Origin of the sequence: Roseivirga sp. UBA1976 (assembly GCF_002336325.1) — a bacterium.
Lineage (GTDB): Bacteria > Bacteroidota > Bacteroidia > Cytophagales > Cyclobacteriaceae > Roseivirga > Roseivirga thermotolerans.
In genome coordinates this window covers 39125-57717 of sequence record NZ_DDDQ01000114.1, presented here as the reverse complement: position 1 = coordinate 57717, position 18593 = coordinate 39125, and the positions used below count along the sequence as shown (strand labels likewise).

Here is an 18593-nt window from a genome sequence, read left to right as displayed (position 1 = left end):
TTTACTAAAGCCCCTCATTTTTTGCGATTAGTTCTGCAATATCCAAGACCTCTACACTGTCTTCTTTCTCTTTACTTTTAACACCATCTCGCATCATGGTCATACAGAAAGGACAAGCAGCCGCAATAATGTTGGCACCGGTGGCCAAGGCATCTTCTGTTCTTTCAATATTTACTTCTTTATTTCCTGGCTCAGCATCTTTGAACATTTGCGCCCCACCAGCTCCACAACAAAGGCCTTTGGTTCGGCATCTTTTCATTTCAACCAACTCGGCATCCAATGCTTGCAGCACCTCTCTTGGCGCCTCATAAATATTATTGGCTCTGCCCAAGTAGCATGAGTCGTGGTAGGTAATTTTCTTCCCTTTAAATTCTCCACCACCTTTCATTTTCACCCTGCCCTCATTGATTAATTGCTGAAGAAAGGTGGAGTGGTGAATGACCTCATAGTTACCACCCAGGTCGGGGTATTCATTTTTCAAAGTGTTGAAGCAATGCGGGCAAGCGGTCACAATCTTTTTCACCCCGTAGCCATCCAATACCTGAATGTTGGCCATGGCCTGCATTTGAAAGAGGAATTCGTTACCGGCCCTTCTAGCCGGGTCTCCTGTACAGGTTTCTTCCTCGCCCAAAACGGCATAAGAGATGCCCACTTTTTCTAGAATTTTTATGAAGGCAATGGTTACCTTTTTATATCTGTCATCGAAAGAACCGGCACAACCCACCCAGAAAAGAACTTCTGGGGTTTCTCCTTTGGCGGTCATTTCGGCCATGGTTGGAACACTTGTATTCATAGTACTCATCTTCTTACTTTTCTGCGTTTTTTAATTCATCAGCCCACTTGAACCTATCGGTTGGTGCAAACTTCCATGGTGCGAAATTGGTCTCAACATTCTGGAACATGCTGTTCCAGCTGGCTGGCGAACCCGACTCTTCCATGGCTACATACCTTCTCATTTGAAGGATGATGGAAAGTGGATCTATATTCACCGGGCAGGCTTCTACGCAAGCATTGCAACTGGTGCAGGCGTTAATTTCTTCTTTGGTGATGTAGTCACCCAAGAGTGACTTGCCATCTTCCAGGCCTTTTCCACCTTTGGCCAAACTGGCTCCAACCTCTTCTGCACGGTCGCGGGTGTCCATCATTATTTTTCTTGGAGAAAGCTTCTTGCCCGTCTGGTTGGCCGGGCATTCAGAGCTACAACGGCCGCACTCGGTGCAGGAGTAAGCGTTCATTATATTCACCCAACTCAAGTCATTCACATCTTTGGCTCCGAATCTGGCTACTTCAGTTGGCGGGTTTTCTGCACCTTCCACAGGCATGCCCAGCATCATTTTCACCTCATTGGTTACCACAGGCATGTTTTCCATGTGTCCTTTGGCTTTAAGGTTGGAGTACCAGGTGTTTGGAAAGGCCAAGGCAATGTGCAGGTGTTTAGAGTAAGTTACATACACTGCAAAAGCCAAAATGCCTACAATATGAAACCACCATGCCGAGCGCTCAATGAGAATAAGTGTGGATACATTTAAGCCTTCGAACAGGGGAGTTAAAAAGGAGCTAAAGAAGAATTTACCGGTTTGTGCATAGTGTTCATCTTGTCCCTGAATGAGCATATCCGTAGCATTCATGGTAAGAATGGCAAACATAAGTATGATCTCGATGACGAGAATCAGGTTTGCATCGAGTGTTGGCCATTTCTTCATTTCCGGAGAATGGAAGCGTTTTACTTTGAGTATGTTGCGCCTGATTAAGAAGGCAATGCAGGAAACCAGAACGCCAACAGCCAGAAACTCGAAGATGTTGATAAGCACCGTGTAGAAATCGCCCAAAAGCGGAGCAAAAATTCGGTGAGTTCCGGCCAGGCCGTCTATTACAAACTCTAGCACCTCCAGGTTGATGACCAGAAAGCCGACATATATGAGCAGGTGTAAAAAGGCAGGGACAATTCTTTTAAACATCTTCTTTTGCCCAAAAGCTACCAGCCACATGGTCTTCCAGCGTTTCGGCCGCTGATCGGTTCTACTCTCTTTGCGACCCAATAATATGTTTTTACGAATTTGTGTAATTCGTTTGTAGAGGAGGTAGGTAGCCACCGCAATGACTACTACAAAGGCAATTTGTGGCAAGTATTCCATGTTTTAAATGGGCTTTGTTGGCGATTCTGTTTGAATTTTGAATTTATTGAAAATGTTTTGCACGCTTTAACTTTTTGTATACTTTTGTGCCTCCAATTCAGGTGCTGTAGCTCAGTTGGTAGAGCATCGGACTGAAAATCCGTGAGTCGGTGGTTCGAATCCACTCAGCACCACAACCCAGAAGCCTCCTCGTGAGGCTTTTTTTATTGATGGGTATAGAAATCGTTTGCACATCTTTGCGAATATAACAAACCACGAAAAAATAGTATGCATGCATACTATTTTTTATTTAAGCGAGCGCAATTCTTTTTCACTCAAAAACCTCCATTTCCCACGGGGGAGGTCTTTTTTAGTGAGGCTCGCAAAAACGGTTCGATCGAGTTTTTCTACCCGATAGCCAAAGTGTTCGAAGATTCTTCTCACAATTCGGTTTCGGCCCATATGAATCTCAATGCCTATTACCGTTTTGGTAGCGTCTAATATGGCCAGGTCGTCAACCCGCACAGGGCCATCTTCTAACTCAAAGCCTTCAACAATAGCAATGAAGTCGTTTTTAGTAAGGGGCTTGTCTAAGGTTACCTGGTATATTTTTCTGATATTACCGGAGGGGTGGGTGAGTTTCTTGGCCAAGTCTCCATCGTTGGTAAAAAGAAGCAGGCCCGTAGTGGTTCGGTCTAGCCTTCCTACAGGAAATATTTGCTCCGTACAGGCATTCTTTACCAACTCCATTACGGTTTTTCTGCCTTCCGGGTCGGAGGTTGTAGTAATATAGCCTTTGGGTTTATTCAGAAGCACGTATACGGGCTTCTCGGGTTTTAGCACCTTGCCTGCGTGCCGCACTACATCATTTTTTTGCACCTGAAAACCCATTTCGGTGATCGCTTTGCCATTTACGGTAATTTCTCCTTGCTCAATGAGTTTATCGGCTTCTCTTCTGGAGCATAGCCCGGAGTTGGCAATGTATTTATTGAGCCGCATAGGAAAAGCTTCCATCACGTTCTTTTCCGGAGCAGCTTGTTTACTTGAGGCTTTGTGTTTGAGGCCGGAGTGGCCTTTTGGTCTGAATGGTTTTTTGCCCATAATTCTTGTGCAGTATCATTACTGTAGTTTTGGGCAAAGGTAGTTAATCTTCTTCTATGCTGGGCTCTTCTTCTTTTTCGGGGCTGCCTATTTCGTTGTCGTTCTGGGCAAAATCTTTGGGGGTGGGTAGTTCTTTCAGGTCGTTAATGCCAAAGTAGTCCATAAATTTCTCGGAGGTACCGTAGAGCATTGGTCGACCTATGCTTTCGGCCTTGCCTTTGATTTCGATGAGCTCTTTTTCTAGCAGTTTTTGTACGGTATAGTCGCAGTTAACTCCCCTTATCTGTTCTATTTCCGATTTAGTGACGGGCTGTTTATAGGCAATTATGGATAGGGTTTCCAGAGCAGAGGCCGAGAGTCTTCTTTTAGACTGCTGCTTTAGTAATATGCCAATGCTCGCCTGATAGGCCGGCTTGGTAAGAAACTGATAGCCTCCCCCGCTCTTAATTACCTCAAAGGCATATGCATCGGCTGCGTACTTTTCCTGTATGGAAGATATGGTTTTATCGATATCTTCCATGGGAACATCGGCCTCAAACATTTCGCTTAGGCATGCCTGTATGTCTTCTGCCTTAATGGGTTTGGGAGCACAGAAAATGAGCGCTTCAATATGGTTGGCCAAAAAGTCCACTAGCTGCGCTGAGCCAATTTGGCTTCAATGGAGTGCATGGTATGCGGAACGGCCTTAAGACGCTCTTTGGAAATTAGCTTGCCGGTATCTACACATATACCGTAGGTTCCGTTCTTAATGCGGATAAGAGCATTTTCCAGGTTGTTAATGAACTTTTGCTGACGTGCCGCCAACTGGTTAAGGTTTTCTTTTTCCAGCGTGTCTGCACCGTCTTCCAATACTTTTGTAGAGTTATTGGTTATGTCTTCACCGGTGTCACCACTTTTGGTAAGACTTTTCTTCAATTCGGCCAGTTCATTTTTGGCCTTTTCTATTTTATCAAGAATGAGCGCCTCAAATTCCTTTAGCTCACTTTCTGAGTACCTTGTTTTCTCCGTCTGGCTCATATTGTTATTGAATTAGTGTCGAAAAAAATTTGCGCTAAAATAAGTTGACCCAACTCATTTACAAAGAATAAATATGTTTTTTAAAAACAGCTAAAATTGAGTTTTCGTGTGGTGAACTGCTCTTTTTTGGGGTGTTAATTCTGTGATGGGCGGGTTCGGCCAAATTACTTTTCAAAAGTAAAGGCTCGTGATGAGCCTTTAAGTTTTAGTAATTTAAGTTGATGAGATCTAAACGTTTGGATAACGCGGAGTTCTCGATGGTTACTTTGTACTTTAGCCGTATGTATCGGGCAATTACGTCCATTCTACGACCTTTTCGCATATAGCGATCGATAGTCTCATTGATTAAGCAATTCATTTAGTTGATTCTTTGGTGGTCTCATTTAGTTGGTTAACAGAAAGATAGGTAACATTGTTATAATATCCATAACATTAGGCTAACAATTGTTAGTTTGTCAATTGTGCTATACTAAAGTCTTGAACCTATAGCTACCTTGTCTCTTATGTAACTGATTTTTCCCTCTGCTGAGATCACTTCCATGAGCACCATGTAGTATCCCACTCTGGCCTTGCCTCCGTCTTCGGTAGTGCCATCCCAGGTAAAGAATCCTTCCTTGCCCACAATAGTGTTTTGAGTTAGTCTTTTTACTATGCGTCCTTCGGCATCGATAATTCTAATGTTCAGGGTGTTGCCGGGCGTGTCGAAGGCGTAGTTGAGCGTGGTGAAGTTTTTGGCTCCGGCTACATCGGGGGCAAAGGTTGGTGGATCTACCCTCACGGCCCCTATCTGGTTTTGAGGGGTGCGCGCCTGCGAATTTTCATAACCGGGTGTAGCGTAATTTTCTGTCGAGGAGGCCGAGAACCAATTGTTTTTGTCGTTGGAACCACCCGAAAACAGAATTCTTTCCAGCGATACACCATCCACATCATCCAACAAGGGAGAATGATAATCTTCACTGTAGGCGAAATGGTCAATTTGCAGGTTGTTTAAATTGTATATAAACACGGTACCCTCGTTGGTTGGTAAGCTGGGCATTGAGCTAATTTCAATAAAGGTAGACTCATCGGCTGAGGGGTACTGGCTCTTAATGTTTGCTCCGTTTGAGGTTACCACAAAGTAGGACCCCGGATGGATAAACAGGTCTTTGTCTGTAATTACCCGGGTGTTCGTAAGGCCGGCAATCTTCCAGCCTCTTAGGTTAATGTATTTGTTAGACCGATTATAGAATTCCACAAAACGATGACCACCGGTTACCGGATTAAAGAGTACCTCATTCACTATTATGTCTAGTGGTTCGGCTTTGGCCGGAATAATGAGCGTGGCGGATTTGCCATTGGCTTGTATAAGGTTGCCCGTGCAGTCTGTAATGTTGTCTGCCGTAATGGTGTAAAGGCTATTATCAGCCAAATCTGTGGCCGTAACCAGGGTCACAATTCTTTTAGTTTCATCCAGTTGCGCGGAGATAAACGATAAACTATTGTCGGCACTAAAGCGGTCCAGGGCCACGGTGGATGATTCTAACTTTTCACTAAAGGTTAATTGCACTACGCTTTTGGTAACAGCCACGGCCTGCAACAAACTAGGGCCAGTAAGGTCGGGGTTGTCGCCATCTACAGAGTTTAAGGCTCCCGGTGTTCCTCCGTTTGGGTTGTCTGAGGCTATCCAGTTTGCTCCCTCAAGGCATGGAAAGTCAGGGTCTATCATTTCTAAAGAATATCCGCCATTGGCCTTGGTGCTGCTTCTGTACCAGCTGGAATTGTAGTTTACCTGGTGTATTTCTACCCCGCTTGGCGTATATAGAGTCGGGCGGTCGGCAGAATTATTGAGGTTGGGCCAATTGGTTACTGGCAAAACTTTTCCGTAACCATTGAGTTGACTGGCAGTTGAAGATGGAGCCAGTAGAACGTATTCTCCCGGGCTTATATTCATGTTACCCAACAGGGTTGAGTTGGTAGCATCGGCTAATATTACTCCGGTTAGTGATAGTATTTGGTTCGAAACATTGAGTATTTCAAGATACTCTACCTCCGGAAGGCCTTGAGCTGGAGTGGGGTTGGCCATTATTTCGGTAATAATGAGTTGGCCTGGTGAAGGAGTGGCACCCCGGCTGAACTGAAGGATTTGCTGTGGCAGTGTATTGCCAGCACAATCGCTCAGGTTATTAACAGAAAGTGTATATGGTGTTCCGGTGGCAAAGGCAGTAGAAAGAGTAAGCCTAATTTTTCGGCCGAACTTTTCGGTTTGAGTAATGCTGCTTAAACTGAGCCCTCCTGAAAAGGTGAAGTTGGCAGGAACCAGTGTGGCCACATTCATAGATTCGCTAAACTGAATATCGAAAGTAGTTGAGGAAACCACTGTGAACTGCGTAATGGTTGGAGCCGTGGTATCAGGTGAATTGTCATATACTGAGTTTTGAGCTCCAGGAGTGCCCCCAACAGAAGAGTTGGTCACTATCCAATTGGCTTTATCGAAACAGGCCGGTGCCAGATTAATCATTTCTATACTAAACCCACCATCGTCTTTACTGTCGTTTTGGTAATAGGTTTTGTCGTATTCAACTTCAAAGATTAATTCGTTATGGATGTTTTCCAGCCGTATGCGATCTTTTTCAGTAAGGGTAGGAAAGGAGTTAACTCCCAAGACGTGTCCATAAACGGCTAAGTCGGTAGCCCCGGAGTTGCTGGTTATAATAATGTATTCGGCAGGTTGCAGATTAAAACTGCTTAGACGGTAGGTGCCGTTGTCATCTTTAAAAATTACCTGACCCAAATCCATCACCTCACTACTGTTGTTATAAATTTCAAAGTATTCCCTTACCGGAAGCCCGTTGCTGGGGGCAGGTGTAGCCATTATTTCCGTTACCAAAAGCTCGTTAGCCTCCGGTGTAGATCCTTTGAGGAAGGTACCTTGTGTGGAAAGAGTGTTTCCTGTACAGTCCTGAATATTGTTGAGTGTGATGGTACGCGATATTCCGGTTTGGAAAGGAGCACTTAGGTTGAGCAGTATCTGACTTCCAAAAGTGTTTTCGAGTGTTATGGTGCTTACGGTTATGCCATCTTCCAACGTGAAGTTGGCCGGTATAAGCGAGGCCAAATTCATTGATTCATTGAATGTAAGGCGCAGTTGGGTGCCTGAAACTACAGAGACACTTTGCAATAAGGGTGGCGTAGTATCGGGTGTGGTGTCGTACACCGAATTTTGGACTCCGGGAGTGCCTTTGTTTGGGTGAACCGATGCCGCATAGTTGGTTTGGTCAAAGCAGGGTTTGTTGGGGTTAATGAGCTCTACGGTGTATCCTCCAGATGATTTGGTGTTGTCATTGTAAAAGGCCTTTGTGTAGCTCAGTGAGTCGACAACATTCTTGTCTCTGTCCAGAAAAACAATGGTCTCCCCTGTATTGGAAAGTGAAGGAAAGCGATTTACTCCCATGGCCGGACCAAAGTTTTGCAGGCTTACTTTACCGGCCTGAGTAGAAACTGTAAGGTAAGCATTGGGCTGAAGTACATAACTGGTCAGGTAGGCCGTATCTCGCTTATCGGTTATGGCAAAGTCTCTCAACTCTATGGCTTCGGTACCTCTATTATAAAGCTCAATAAACTCGTAATTGGGTATGCCCGAAGTAAAATGTGTGTCGAAATAGATTTCATTAATCACCAGGTCTCTGAAGGCCGGAGATATTGGGGAACTAAAGGTAAAGTCGAAGGTAGAGGCAGCAATGGCTTTGCCTTGCAGGTCTTCTACCCGGTCTACGGTGAGTGTATAGTTCAAACCGTCTACGAGGCTATTGGCAAAACGGAGTGTTACGGTGGTAGCATCGGTTGAAAGACGAATGCTTACCGGTTGCCCTACCCCGTTGTTCAAGGAGTAATGGTTGAGGCTGGTGGCTGTTGCCCTGTCGAGTGGTTCGTTGAATATTACATCTATTTCGTTGTTGTAGGTAGAGTTTACAGCGCTAATGGCCGGGGGAGTTACATCGTAGAGCAGGGTGGTTCTGCTGGCCGGAACCACGTCTCCGTATATGTCTCTTATGCGTTGTATGGTAAGTTGGTAGGTAGCCGATTCGGTCAGGGCCTTATCGAAAAACAAGGTAACCCGCTTGCTGTTGGTCGAACTCCTAACGGCAGTCAAGGGGTTGCTAATTCCTTTGTTGAGGGAGTAATTGGTGCTGGTTTCGGCAAGGGTTTCATCCACATCCACTTCAAAGAGCACCTCCAAAGTGTTGGCGTTAATGAGGCTCACCTGTGTAATAAGATCATTGTATGTAAAATCGAAAGTGGTTGGCGGCACTGTGTTTCCGTCAAGGTCTTGAAGGTTGTTAATAACTAAGCGGTAGTTGAGGTTTTCTTCAAGCCTTGTGGTTAAATAGAGAGTAACAATGGAGGCATCTGTGCTACTTTGAACCAGGCTAAAGGGGCCAAGACCTCTATCGAATCCATAGTTGCTGATTCTTTCGGCACTTGCCTTTGTAAGAGGTTTTGTGAACTGAATTTGAATACTTGTGTCGCTCAATACAATAAAGCGACCAAATTCGGGTAGCAAAGTAGAAAAACTTGCCGTAAGGTTGGTCGGCAGATCGTTGTTAAACAGGTCGGAGATATTGGAAATGGTTAGCGTGTTGCTGGCATTGTTGCCCAGGTTGCTGAAGGTTAGTTCAACAATACTTGTGTTTTTTTCGGTTCTAACCGCCTGAATGGGGTTTCCTATACCATTATTGACCGAGTAATTGTTCACATTTTCTGCCACCGCTTTGACTACCTCTTCTGAGAATTCAACCGCCAAAACCACGGGAGAGAGCAGTTCAACCCCCACAAGTCTTGGTGGCAACCGGTCGAAAGTAAAATCAAAGTTTCGGTTGGTTGAAATGGCGTTTCCTGCTAAATCTTCTATAGCAGTTAGGGTAAGTACGTTTTTGACTTCCTGCTCAAAATCCACTGCAAAATTTAAAACCACCGAAGTGCCCCCCGGTTGAAGTATAGCCTGAGCAGGGGTGCCAATGCCATTGTTTGCGGAGTAGTTGTTAATGGTTTCAGCGCTGGTTTCATCCAATATTTCATCAAAATAGACCTGTAAGGTATTCTGGTCTACAACCACTACCGAATCGATATCGGGGTCGTCTGTGTCATATACAAAAGGAGTATTGAAAAGCTGAAGGTAGGCCAGACCAGAGTTTTGTATGTTCTCGAAAGATATTTCCGTAGTTGTATTCTCGGGAAATGAGCTGTCAAAAACCAAATGCACCAACCTGGGGTTGCTGTTGTCTAGAGCCGCGCTAATAGGGTTTCCTATACTTCTGTTCACCAGGTAGTTGCCTACTGTTTCCGCAGCCGGCTCATTCAGATCGGCCTCGAAATACACATCTAGAAGCTGGCTGCTCACCACTATCACTGTGTCAATTTGGTTCACAAAGCCGAACACTTCGTTGCTGTTTGTAATTGTATTGCCTAAGGTATCGGCCAGGTTTTGATAGGAGAGGGTGTAAGAGTCTCCTTCTGTAAGGGTAGTGCCAAAGGTTAGGCTAACCCTGTTGCGCTGTGTGTTATTTAAAGTAGCCTGCGAAGGGTTGCCTATTCCCTGGTTAATGCTAAAGTTAGTTTCGGTTTCGGCAATGCTTTCATTGAGTTGCTCATCGAAAATCAGGTCTATTTGCTGAGGAGTTTTATAGACCAATCGGCTCAATACAGGTGCTTCATTGTCGAACAGAAAGTCGAAAGTGCCATTGACCACTGCGTTTCCTGCGCAATCGGTGAGCCCATTTACTGTAAGGGTAAAAATATTGCCGGAGTTCATCGCGGGACTAAGGCTCAGGGTAATGCTGCGTCCGTACGGAAGGTTTTGTGTGGCCGAAGAAACGGCCGCTCCATGGTTGAGCCCGAACGTTGCTCCACTCACGGAAGCCGGATCGATAAACTCATCGAACAACACCACAATTTCTTGATTGGAGTTAGCCAACACATTGACTATACCCGGAGCGCTGTTATCAGGAGTGTTATCGAATACTGAGTTTATCGTACCTGGCGTGCCTCCTTGCGCACTTATGGAAGAGTTCCAATTTTCTACATCGCTACAGGGTCTTTCCGGATTTATTTGCTCCAAGCTCCAGCCACCATCGGCTTTGTTGTTGTCTCTATACCAGGTCAGGTCATAGGTCAGGCTATCGACTAGGTTGCCCAGGTTGTCCCGTAGCACAAGAGCTTCGCCAGTGTTGGTGAGGGCATTCCATGAAGAAACAGCCACCACGTTGCCAAATGGTTGAAAACTGGCCACATTGCTGGAAGAGGTAAGTATTACATAGTCACCTCCATTTAGCACATGGTTACCAATGGTGCCTCCCGAAAGCTCAAAGCCGGTCAGGTCTATGGCCTCGCTGCTTGTATTGAACAATTCGACAAACTCTTCTGACGAACCAGAGGGTAGGACCACCGGACTTGGGGCATTGGCTCCCGAGGGATCGGCATATATTTCATTAATTACTATTTGCCTGGTAGAAGTGGGGGTTTGAAAAGAAGCATTGGCCGTAAGGTTGGTCGCCACCGAGTTGCCGGCTGCATTGGCCACATTGTTTATTGTAATCTCATAGGTATTATTCACCAAGCCCGGAGATACGGTTAAGGTAACTATCGAGGCGTCTGTAATGCTTTGTACTACGCTGGTTGGATTCCCTCTTCCAAAATTAACGCTATAGTTGGTGGTGTTCTCGGCCGAAAGAGTGTTCAAGTTTTGATTGAAATCTATGGTAATGCTAGTAGAAGAGTTGACCGTAACCGATTCCACAGCCAAGTTGAGATAGCTGAATGTGCCGGTAAGGTTACTGGCTGTAGCTAGTGTAGACTCATCTGTGACATTGTCAACGGTTAGGGTGTAACTGGCATCGGCCAGGTCGGTACTAAAAGTGAGGGTTACCAGATCATTAGAAACACTATTCCTTACCGCGGAGCTTGGGTTGCCCATGGCATTGTCCAGACCGTAATTACTAAGGGTTTCTGCTGTGGTTTGTTCTACATTCAGATTAAAGTCTACCAGCAGTGTGTTTTTATCTACCACGCTAATACTCTCAATAGCCAGCGGGACCACATAACTAAAGCTACTCTGCAGGTTATTGGCAGCCGTGTTAGTTGCTTCATCTTCCACACCGTTCACGGTAAGGGTATAATTGTTATTTACCATGCCGGAGGTAGTAAGCCTTACCACTTGGGAAGAACTTCTGGAAGCTGTGGTTACCGACACGCCATTGTCTATGGCGTAGTTTCCGACAGTTTCGGCAGTGACCTGCTCCACCGGCTGGTTAAAAGTTACCTCCACCGTATTGGCGTCAATGGCCGTAGTATTGCTAATGGCCAAAGGGAGCACTTGCTCCTCAATGGTAAAGTCGTCCATTACGAGTTCGGCAGCCGATCCGCTTCCGTCTCCTCTGCTAGCCGTTATGCGTACAATTACATTGTTTTCACCGTTTGCTGCCGTAGGTAGTTCATATTCATAGGCAGTGTAGCTGGTTAGGTTATTGTTAGGAAAGGTGTTCTCATCACCTATACTGGTGTTGTCCAAGTAGTTGTTTCCACCATCAATAGAGGTGGAAAAAGAAAGCAATACCGGTCGTGTTGAACTGGCTCCATTTTGTTTGGAATAGGCATAAAAAGTGACTTTCGGATTGCTAATTCCGGTAAGGTCGAGAGTAATTAATACTTCTCCACTAAAAGTAGATGTTGGAATAATGTGTAGGGAGGAACTGCCGCTTCGTGCATCACTTCCCTGAAAGATACGGCTGGAGGTAGACACCTCATTACCTGTCCAGTCAGTAATGAATTCTACGTTGTTGCCGGTGGTAAATGCATTCTCGAATCCCTGTGAATAGGGAAAACTGCCTATCTGCCCAATAGCATACTGTGTGCAGAGTAGAAAAGTAAGGAGAAAACAATTTCTCATTTTTTGTGCTCAGGTACACTAAAGTAGTAAATTTGACGCGTTTTTCGACTTTAAGTCTAAATAGTTAATGAATTGATTTTATGAAGATTGCAGTTGTAGGTGCGACCGGACTTGTGGGAGGGGAAATCCTGGAGGTTCTAGAAGAAAGAAATGTTCAATTTGATGAGCTGCTATTAGTGGCTTCTGCCCGTTCGGCCGGAACAAAGAAAACCTTTAAGGGTAAGGAATACACTGTAATCACTATGGAAGATGCGGTGGCTCAGGCTCCGGATTTTGCCATATTTTCTGCAGGAGGCAGTACCTCCTTGGAGTGGGCTCCTAAGTTTGCTGCTGTCGGAACAACCGTGGTAGATAACTCCTCGGCCTGGAGAATGAGCCCCGATCATAAGCTGATTGTACCGGAAATTAATGCCTCAACGCTTACAGCAGAAGATAAAATTATTGCCAACCCCAATTGTTCTACCATTCAAATGGTGGTGGCACTGGAACCCCTGAGAAAGCGCTATGGCCTTAAGCGTATTGTTGTTTCTACTTACCAGTCGGTTACAGGCTCCGGTAAAGCGGCTGTAGATCAGATGATGAACGAACGGCAGGGTATTGATGGGCCCATGTGCTATGCTCATAAGATCGACATGAATGCATTGCCTCATATTGATGTATTTCTGGACAATGGATACACCAAAGAGGAGATGAAGATGGTGAACGAAACCCGCAAGATTTTTAATGACTACTCCATTGGTATAACATCTACTACGGTGAGAATACCCACTGTTGGAGGACACTCTGAGTCGGTGAACGTTGAGTTTAAGGAAGACTTTGACATGGAAGAGGTTAAAGCTTTATTGAATAGTGCCGAAGGGGTGGTTTTGCAAGATGATCCTAAGCACAACGTATACCCCATGCCGCTTACGGCTCATAAAAAAGATGAGGTGTTCGTTGGCCGACTTAGAAGAGATGAGAGTCAACCTAATACGCTCAACCTTTGGATTGTGGCCGATAATCTTAGAAAGGGAGCGGCAACCAATGCCGTACAGATTGTAGAATACCTTCAGAAACAACTCAAGATAGCTTGATAGAGCAGCTGGCTTTAGCGGAGGTACAGGCTTTTATTCAAGAGCATTTGTCGGAAGACCCGGTATCGTTATCGCTCAAAAAAAGCCCATTCCCCAACATCGCCATGCGCGATTTGGTGGAGCAAATAGCCTCACGACAAAAAGCTAAATATAAAGTACCCTCTTGGTATGCTCAAGAGGGTATTTTGTTTCCTCCGGCCATTTCTATGGAGCAGTGTTCCTCAGAGAGAACGGCCCGTTACAAGGCCTCGCTGGTTAGGGGAACGCGTATGGCCGATCTGACCGGTGGGTTTGGTGTAGATACTTACTTTATATCTCAGCACTTTGAATATGCCGTGCATGTAGAAAGCAATGCCTATTTACATGAGCTGGTCAGGCATAACTTCAGGGTTTTAGGAAGTCATATTGTGACCCTTCAGCAGCAGGCCGAAAAAGCCATTGATGAACTAGAAAGTCAGGACCTCATTTATCTCGATCCCGCCCGAAGAGATGGAAACGATCAAAAAGTAGTTTTTTTAGAGCACTACAGTCCTAATGTAGTCGAAATGCTTCCGCAGTTGATGAACCGTTGTGAGCAATTGCTTTTAAAGGTTTCTCCCATGTTGGACATTAAAAAGGCTGTCAACGATTTAGGTTGTGTAAAAGAAGTGCATGTAGTAGCTGTTCACAACGAGGTAAAGGAACTACTGTTTCTAATGCATAAAAATGGGGGAGATCGGGTAAACATAAAGGCCATAAACCTTGGGTCAGGTTTGCATGAGAATGAAGTCCTTGAGTTTACCTATGAAGATGAAGAACAGACTGATGTTGCATTGGGCAGCATTGGGCAGTTTTTGTATGAGCCAAATGCCAGCATTCTCAAGGCCGGAGCTTTTAAGTCATGTGCACAGCAGTTTGGCCTTCTTAAACTTCATGCCAATACCCACCTCTATACTCACCACAGTGAGGTGAAAAACTTTCCCGGTCGTGTGTTCAGGGTAAAGGAAGAGATATCGCTGAACAAGAAGCAACTGAAGAAGTGCTTGCCTGAGTATAAAGCCAATATCTCTGTTCGCAATTATCCTCTTTCTGTCAAAGACATCAGGAAAAAAACGGGGCTTAAAGACGGAGGTAATCATTACATTTTTGCTCTAACAGATGTGGAGGGCAAAAGAGTGTTATTGTGTGAAAAAGTAAAGTAGCCATAAGGCAAGCAATAGGGTTCCGTAGTAGGCTAGAACTTTGTAGCGGTTTTTAGTGGCAAGCCACCAAAGAACCCACCACGGTTTAATCATACCCATAATGAATACAATAGCTGTGAGCCAACCCAAAAAGTAGAAAACGAACATTGAGCCCTAATCAGGTAAACAATCGGGGCTCAAGTTATTCTTTCCAAAGCAGATTATTCCAGTTTCAACACTTTAAATACTTTGGAGCTTCTGCCCTGTACCACCCTTAGAATGTAAAGACCCGAAGGCAAGCCTGAAATGTCTATGGCCGTTTGCCGTGAATCATCTAGTTCAACACCTTTGGCACTCAGCTTTTCAAGGCCATTCATGGTTTTAAGGCTAATATCAATCGAACCACTACTTTCCATGCTCTTTATGTAAAGCAGGTCTCCGGTTACCGGGTTAGGAAATATTTCGGTGCCCAAATTAAATGCAGTATTGTCAATGGCTGTAATCTGGTCGTTTTGAACTTGTAAATTGTCAATGGCCCAACCCCAGCCTTCTCTGGTGCCGCGCCTTTCCAACCTAAACCTTAGTAGTATTTCGTCACCCGCATTTATCTGGGCATTGTCTGTAAGCTTTACTAACCGGGTTCTAAACATTGATGGCTCAGGAGGAGTGCTGGCCGCAAATGCATTGCCCCAAACCGAAGACTCTGTATTGGCTGTAGATCGCCTGAGTTCCAGCCATGTTTGTCCTCCATCTTTAGAAACTTCCAAAGCCGCGTAATCGGCCACAGGGTCTACCAAGGCAATTTCGTCATAGGCTATATATGGCATAGTTGCGCTCACTGTAATTGGTTTTTTGAGCGTATATGTAAAAGTAGTACTGCCGGACAATCCGAAATTGGAAGGGTAGGGATGCCGACTATGAATGGCTCCGTTGCTGAACCCACTGGGCGTTTCTATACCAAAGAAATTGCCTACAAAATCTTCAGAGGCCTCATTAAAATTATTGGAATAAGTTGTAACGGGGTTACCAAAGTTAATAAGGGGTATTGAGAAGAACTCGTTCGGCCCGGGCAGGAATGAAGCATTTTTTATAGGAGAGCGGCTATCAAAAGCTGCAATTCTATATTCAATTACATCACCTTCATTTAAGGCGGTAATATCTACCAATGCCCGGTAGAGATTGCTCCCCAGATGAGTCATCTGAATGATTGGTTGTGGCTGTCCGTTCACTTCGCTATACAAGGCAACACTATCTACCTCCACATTGTCAGTTACCAGGGCATCGAAACTAAGACTGTTACTTTCTGATGCGTAGTTGAAGTGCTGATGCCTCAGAGTTGGTGGTACCACATCCATTTGAATGTTCAGGTTGTCTATGGCCCAACCCCAGCCGTGAGCGGCTTCATCGGCAAACAGCCTGAAACGAATGAGAAGCTCGTCTCCACCCTCAAAATCGCCACTGGCTAATAAGTCAATTTCTCGTTTGGCGTATATGGAAGACTCGCCAACAGCGGTAGAATTGTTGTCTACTAAACTACTTTGGTAACGGGAAAACCAGTTGGAGCGCACCCGGCTATCATAGCCATCAAGCAGGGGTAGCCAGGTTTCTCCTCCATTTTTAGAAGCTTCCACTATTACATAGTCGTAAAATCCGTTGTCGCCAAACTCCGAATTGGCTTCCCCGGGTTCCACCAGTACTACTTCATCGAAGCTCATTTTAGCATTCTGTTCGTTAACAATAATGGGTATTTTTAGCTCAAAGGTGTAATTGCTTTCGTTGTTGCTTCCGGTGCCATCGGCATAGGGGTGATCTGAATGAATGGCTCCGTTTTCAAATGTGGCTTCTTCACGAATAGAGAAGTTGGCGCTGGTAAAAAAGTCTTCGGCCGCTTCCGAGATGTTGTTAAAGTCGTTGAAATAGAAGTGCCGGGGCTCTGCAGTGGCTACTACATTTACTTTGGTAAAACCTGTTGCCGGAAAAACAGTTTCATTGCGCGCAGCGGCCTGGTCAGTAGCTTTTATTCGGTATTCAATATAATCTCCATCGGCAAGGTTAAGTGAAGAGAGGTCTAAGAAAAGACGATATAAATTCTGATTTTGGTTAGCCAGCCTGAATATTGCGCTTTGCAAAGTCCCACCATTTACTGCGTACTCCAGGGTTACGTCTACCGGTAAAAAGTCGGTTACCGTAGTTTCCAGGGTAACCCCCTGATCGGTGGTTCGGATAAAATTGGGAGGAGTGTGCGACACTATGGGGGCTTCACTATCATTTCCCGACTGAAACCTAAGGTATCGTTCAGGAACCAGCACACTGGGTCTCGAAAACTGTCGGCCTTTATCGTCAACCGCGGTGATATAGTAAGTGTACACCTGGCCTTCTGTTTTAGCCGACTGTATTTGCGCACTAAATTCATTGGCGTTGTTGGTACTCGTCATTTGAACCTCACTGCTGTTGGCTACAAAGCCATCCGTTGAGTAAAACAGGCGAACCTCATTGGGGTTGAATCCGATATCGCTGAAAACTTTGGCTGTAATGGTGTAGGTATCTGAGGTAATGTCTTCTGTATTTGGCCTATCAATGCTGTCTATATAAGTGAGTTCCCAGCCCATGTCTCCAAACATATCCAGTGTTACGGGGCCCGGGTCGTGCATCACCTCGTTGAATCCAATTTGAGGAGTCATTAGTGAATTGGCATTTCCCGAGGCATAGGTGTTTTCATTAAGGTGTGCTATGCTCGATCCGGCATCGTAGGGGTTTGGTGCATATAGCCTTGGTCTTGTACCTGTACTGGCTTCAGAAGTGGGCGAGTTAAAATACACGGCATTGCTGGAGAGTGCATTGCCTAAGGCCACCGTGTTGTTGCCCATTTCTACGAGCGACTCTCGGGCACTGTTTTCCACACTCAAGTCGAAAATAAAAGGGAATTCCTGAATTCCGTACGTGCCCAGATCGGAGTCTTCGGAGTAATTGAAGCTATCTACAAAACCAAGACCATGACCAATCTCATGCAGTACTACAGTGACCAGATCGAACTGATTGGGAGCGGGGTTTCCATCGGTGCCGAGATACCAGGGTGCGCGACTGTTAAAATTGGCAACAATGTCGGGCTCGTTGGGGCTGTTGAGCTCTTGGCGGGCCATTTTTTCGGCCAGTGCCACCGGGTACCAGGTGTTTAGTTGCTTGGCACCATCGAAATTGCGAAAGGCGGTATTCCAGATGGCCGATCCCAGTACACCTTCATCGAGGCTCTGCCAGGTGGCATTAATTCGAATAGGGACCGGGGAGGAGATTAGCCCTGCCCAAATGTCTACGGCAGCCTGAAAAGCCGCTTTGGCTTCTTCACTGAATCCGTTGTATTCTACCCGAATATCGGCCCTTTGACGGGTGCTGTTGCCATGGTTCAGGGCATTGCGCAAGCGAGCATAGTGAGCCGGGTTATGAAAAATGCGTGTTCCGGGGCTCTCATCTGAAGCGTAACAAATAACGGGTATCTGTACATCTAGCCTTTCGGCTTGCTGGGCAAGGCTGAGTTGAGGTATCCCTAAACTTAGTAGCAGAACAAATATTTTTCTCATGGCAAATGTTCAATTAACTTTCTTGAGTGCTATTAAGAAAAACGCCTATTGAATCATTCGGTACACTCTGTATGAAACTGATTCAAAATTTGACGTTTAAACTGATAAACTACATACATTGTATTAAGTTAATACTATAACTGGTTCTCTATGAAAAAGCACTTTGTTTTTTTAATGCTCATTTTATTTGGGTGCAAATCGGCCGAAAATAGCGGAAGCGAACTGCCTGTTGTTTTCATGAAGAAAACAGCTTGCATGGGTGCTTGCCCTGATTATGATATTTCAATTTTCAGTTCAGGAAAGGTGATACTAAATGCCCGGAAGTTTCTTCCTCTTGAAGGAAGCTTTGAGGCTCGGCTGCCTGAGGCACGGTTGGATGAGCTGCTAAGTTTGTTTGTAGAAAACCGCTTTATGGAATTGGAGAGCCAATACACATCCAGTCGAAAGGATTTGCCAACCACTACTGTAAGCTTTTACAATGGGGGCAAGAAGAAAACGGTGATCGATTATGATGGTGCACCGGAACGGCTTAAGGCTATTGAGGCCTCCATACACAATCTCATTGATTCTCTGAGCTGGTCTGCGGTGAAGTAGTAAAAAAAACTGCCTCAAAAGCACCGGTCTTTGACGAT

The 18593-nt window shown here is 45.2% G+C and carries 11 protein-coding genes and 1 tRNA gene; 4 read left to right on the top strand and 8 right to left on the bottom strand.

Annotation, left to right across the window (positions count from 1 at the left end; translation table 11 throughout):
- Nucleotides 1-4: 4 nt before the first annotated feature.
- Complete coding sequence (locus B3763_RS11465; RefSeq protein ID WP_414707134.1) at nucleotides 5-793, bottom strand: (Fe-S)-binding protein; 789 nt, start codon at nucleotides 791-793, stop codon at nucleotides 5-7.
- Nucleotides 794-806: 13 nt separating this feature from the next.
- Entirely contained in the window at nucleotides 807-2135 is a 1329-nt protein-coding gene (locus tag B3763_RS11460) for a 4Fe-4S dicluster domain-containing protein (RefSeq protein ID WP_286746598.1), read from the bottom strand.
- Nucleotides 2136-2235: 100 nt separating this feature from the next.
- Here B3763_RS11460 and B3763_RS11455 point away from each other — a divergent pair.
- A tRNA-Phe gene (locus B3763_RS11455) sits at nucleotides 2236-2308 on the top strand.
- A 112-nt stretch (nucleotides 2309-2420) separates the two neighbouring features.
- Here B3763_RS11455 and B3763_RS11450 read toward each other — a convergent pair.
- The 5 genes from B3763_RS11450 to B3763_RS11430 all read right to left on the bottom strand — a co-directional run bounded on the left by B3763_RS11450 (nucleotide 2421) and on the right by B3763_RS11430 (nucleotide 12153).
- Nucleotides 2421-3215 carry a pseudouridine synthase gene (locus B3763_RS11450; RefSeq protein WP_286746597.1) on the bottom strand — a complete coding sequence of 265 codons (795 nt, stop codon included), beginning with the start codon at nucleotides 3213-3215 and terminating at the stop codon, nucleotides 2421-2423.
- Nucleotides 3216-3258: 43 nt separating this feature from the next.
- The gene (gene scpB, locus B3763_RS11445; protein ID WP_189628676.1) at nucleotides 3259-3846 is read right to left on the bottom strand and encodes an SMC-Scp complex subunit ScpB; all 588 of its coding nucleotides are present in this window, start codon (nucleotides 3844-3846) and stop codon (nucleotides 3259-3261) included.
- Nucleotides 3846-4232: a TraR/DksA family transcriptional regulator gene (locus tag B3763_RS11440; protein WP_189628675.1), complete on the bottom strand. Its 387-nt coding sequence runs from the start codon at nucleotides 4230-4232 to the stop codon at nucleotides 3846-3848. Before B3763_RS11440 ends, scpB begins: the two co-directional genes overlap by 1 nt.
- Before the next feature lie 205 nt (nucleotides 4233-4437).
- Complete coding sequence (locus B3763_RS11435) at nucleotides 4438-4590, bottom strand: hypothetical protein (protein WP_189628674.1); 153 nt, start codon at nucleotides 4588-4590, stop codon at nucleotides 4438-4440.
- Nucleotides 4591-4701: 111 nt separating this feature from the next.
- Complete coding sequence (locus B3763_RS11430) at nucleotides 4702-12153, bottom strand: lamin tail domain-containing protein (RefSeq protein WP_286746595.1); 7452 nt, start codon at nucleotides 12151-12153, stop codon at nucleotides 4702-4704.
- 80 nt (nucleotides 12154-12233) lie between these two features.
- Between B3763_RS11430 and B3763_RS11425 the strand changes: the two genes are divergently transcribed.
- Nucleotides 12234-13226 (top strand): aspartate-semialdehyde dehydrogenase, encoded by a 993-nt coding sequence (locus tag B3763_RS11425; RefSeq protein WP_189628672.1) that lies wholly within the window; start codon nucleotides 12234-12236, stop codon nucleotides 13224-13226.
- Nucleotides 13223-14407, top strand: a complete 1185-nt coding sequence (locus B3763_RS11420; RefSeq protein WP_286746594.1) for a THUMP-like domain-containing protein — start codon at nucleotides 13223-13225, stop codon at nucleotides 14405-14407. The genes B3763_RS11425 and B3763_RS11420 overlap by 4 nt, the downstream gene beginning before the upstream one ends.
- 200 nt (nucleotides 14408-14607) lie before the next feature.
- Here the strand turns inward: B3763_RS11420 and B3763_RS11415 are convergent, their stop codons facing one another.
- Complete coding sequence (locus B3763_RS11415) at nucleotides 14608-17961, bottom strand: T9SS type A sorting domain-containing protein (protein WP_286746592.1); 3354 nt, start codon at nucleotides 17959-17961, stop codon at nucleotides 14608-14610.
- A 150-nt stretch (nucleotides 17962-18111) separates the two neighbouring features.
- Here B3763_RS11415 and B3763_RS11410 point away from each other — a divergent pair, with 150 nt between their 5' ends.
- Nucleotides 18112-18555: a DUF6438 domain-containing protein gene (locus tag B3763_RS11410; protein ID WP_286746590.1), complete on the top strand. Its 444-nt coding sequence runs from the start codon at nucleotides 18112-18114 to the stop codon at nucleotides 18553-18555.
- Nucleotides 18556-18593 lie beyond the last annotated feature (38 nt).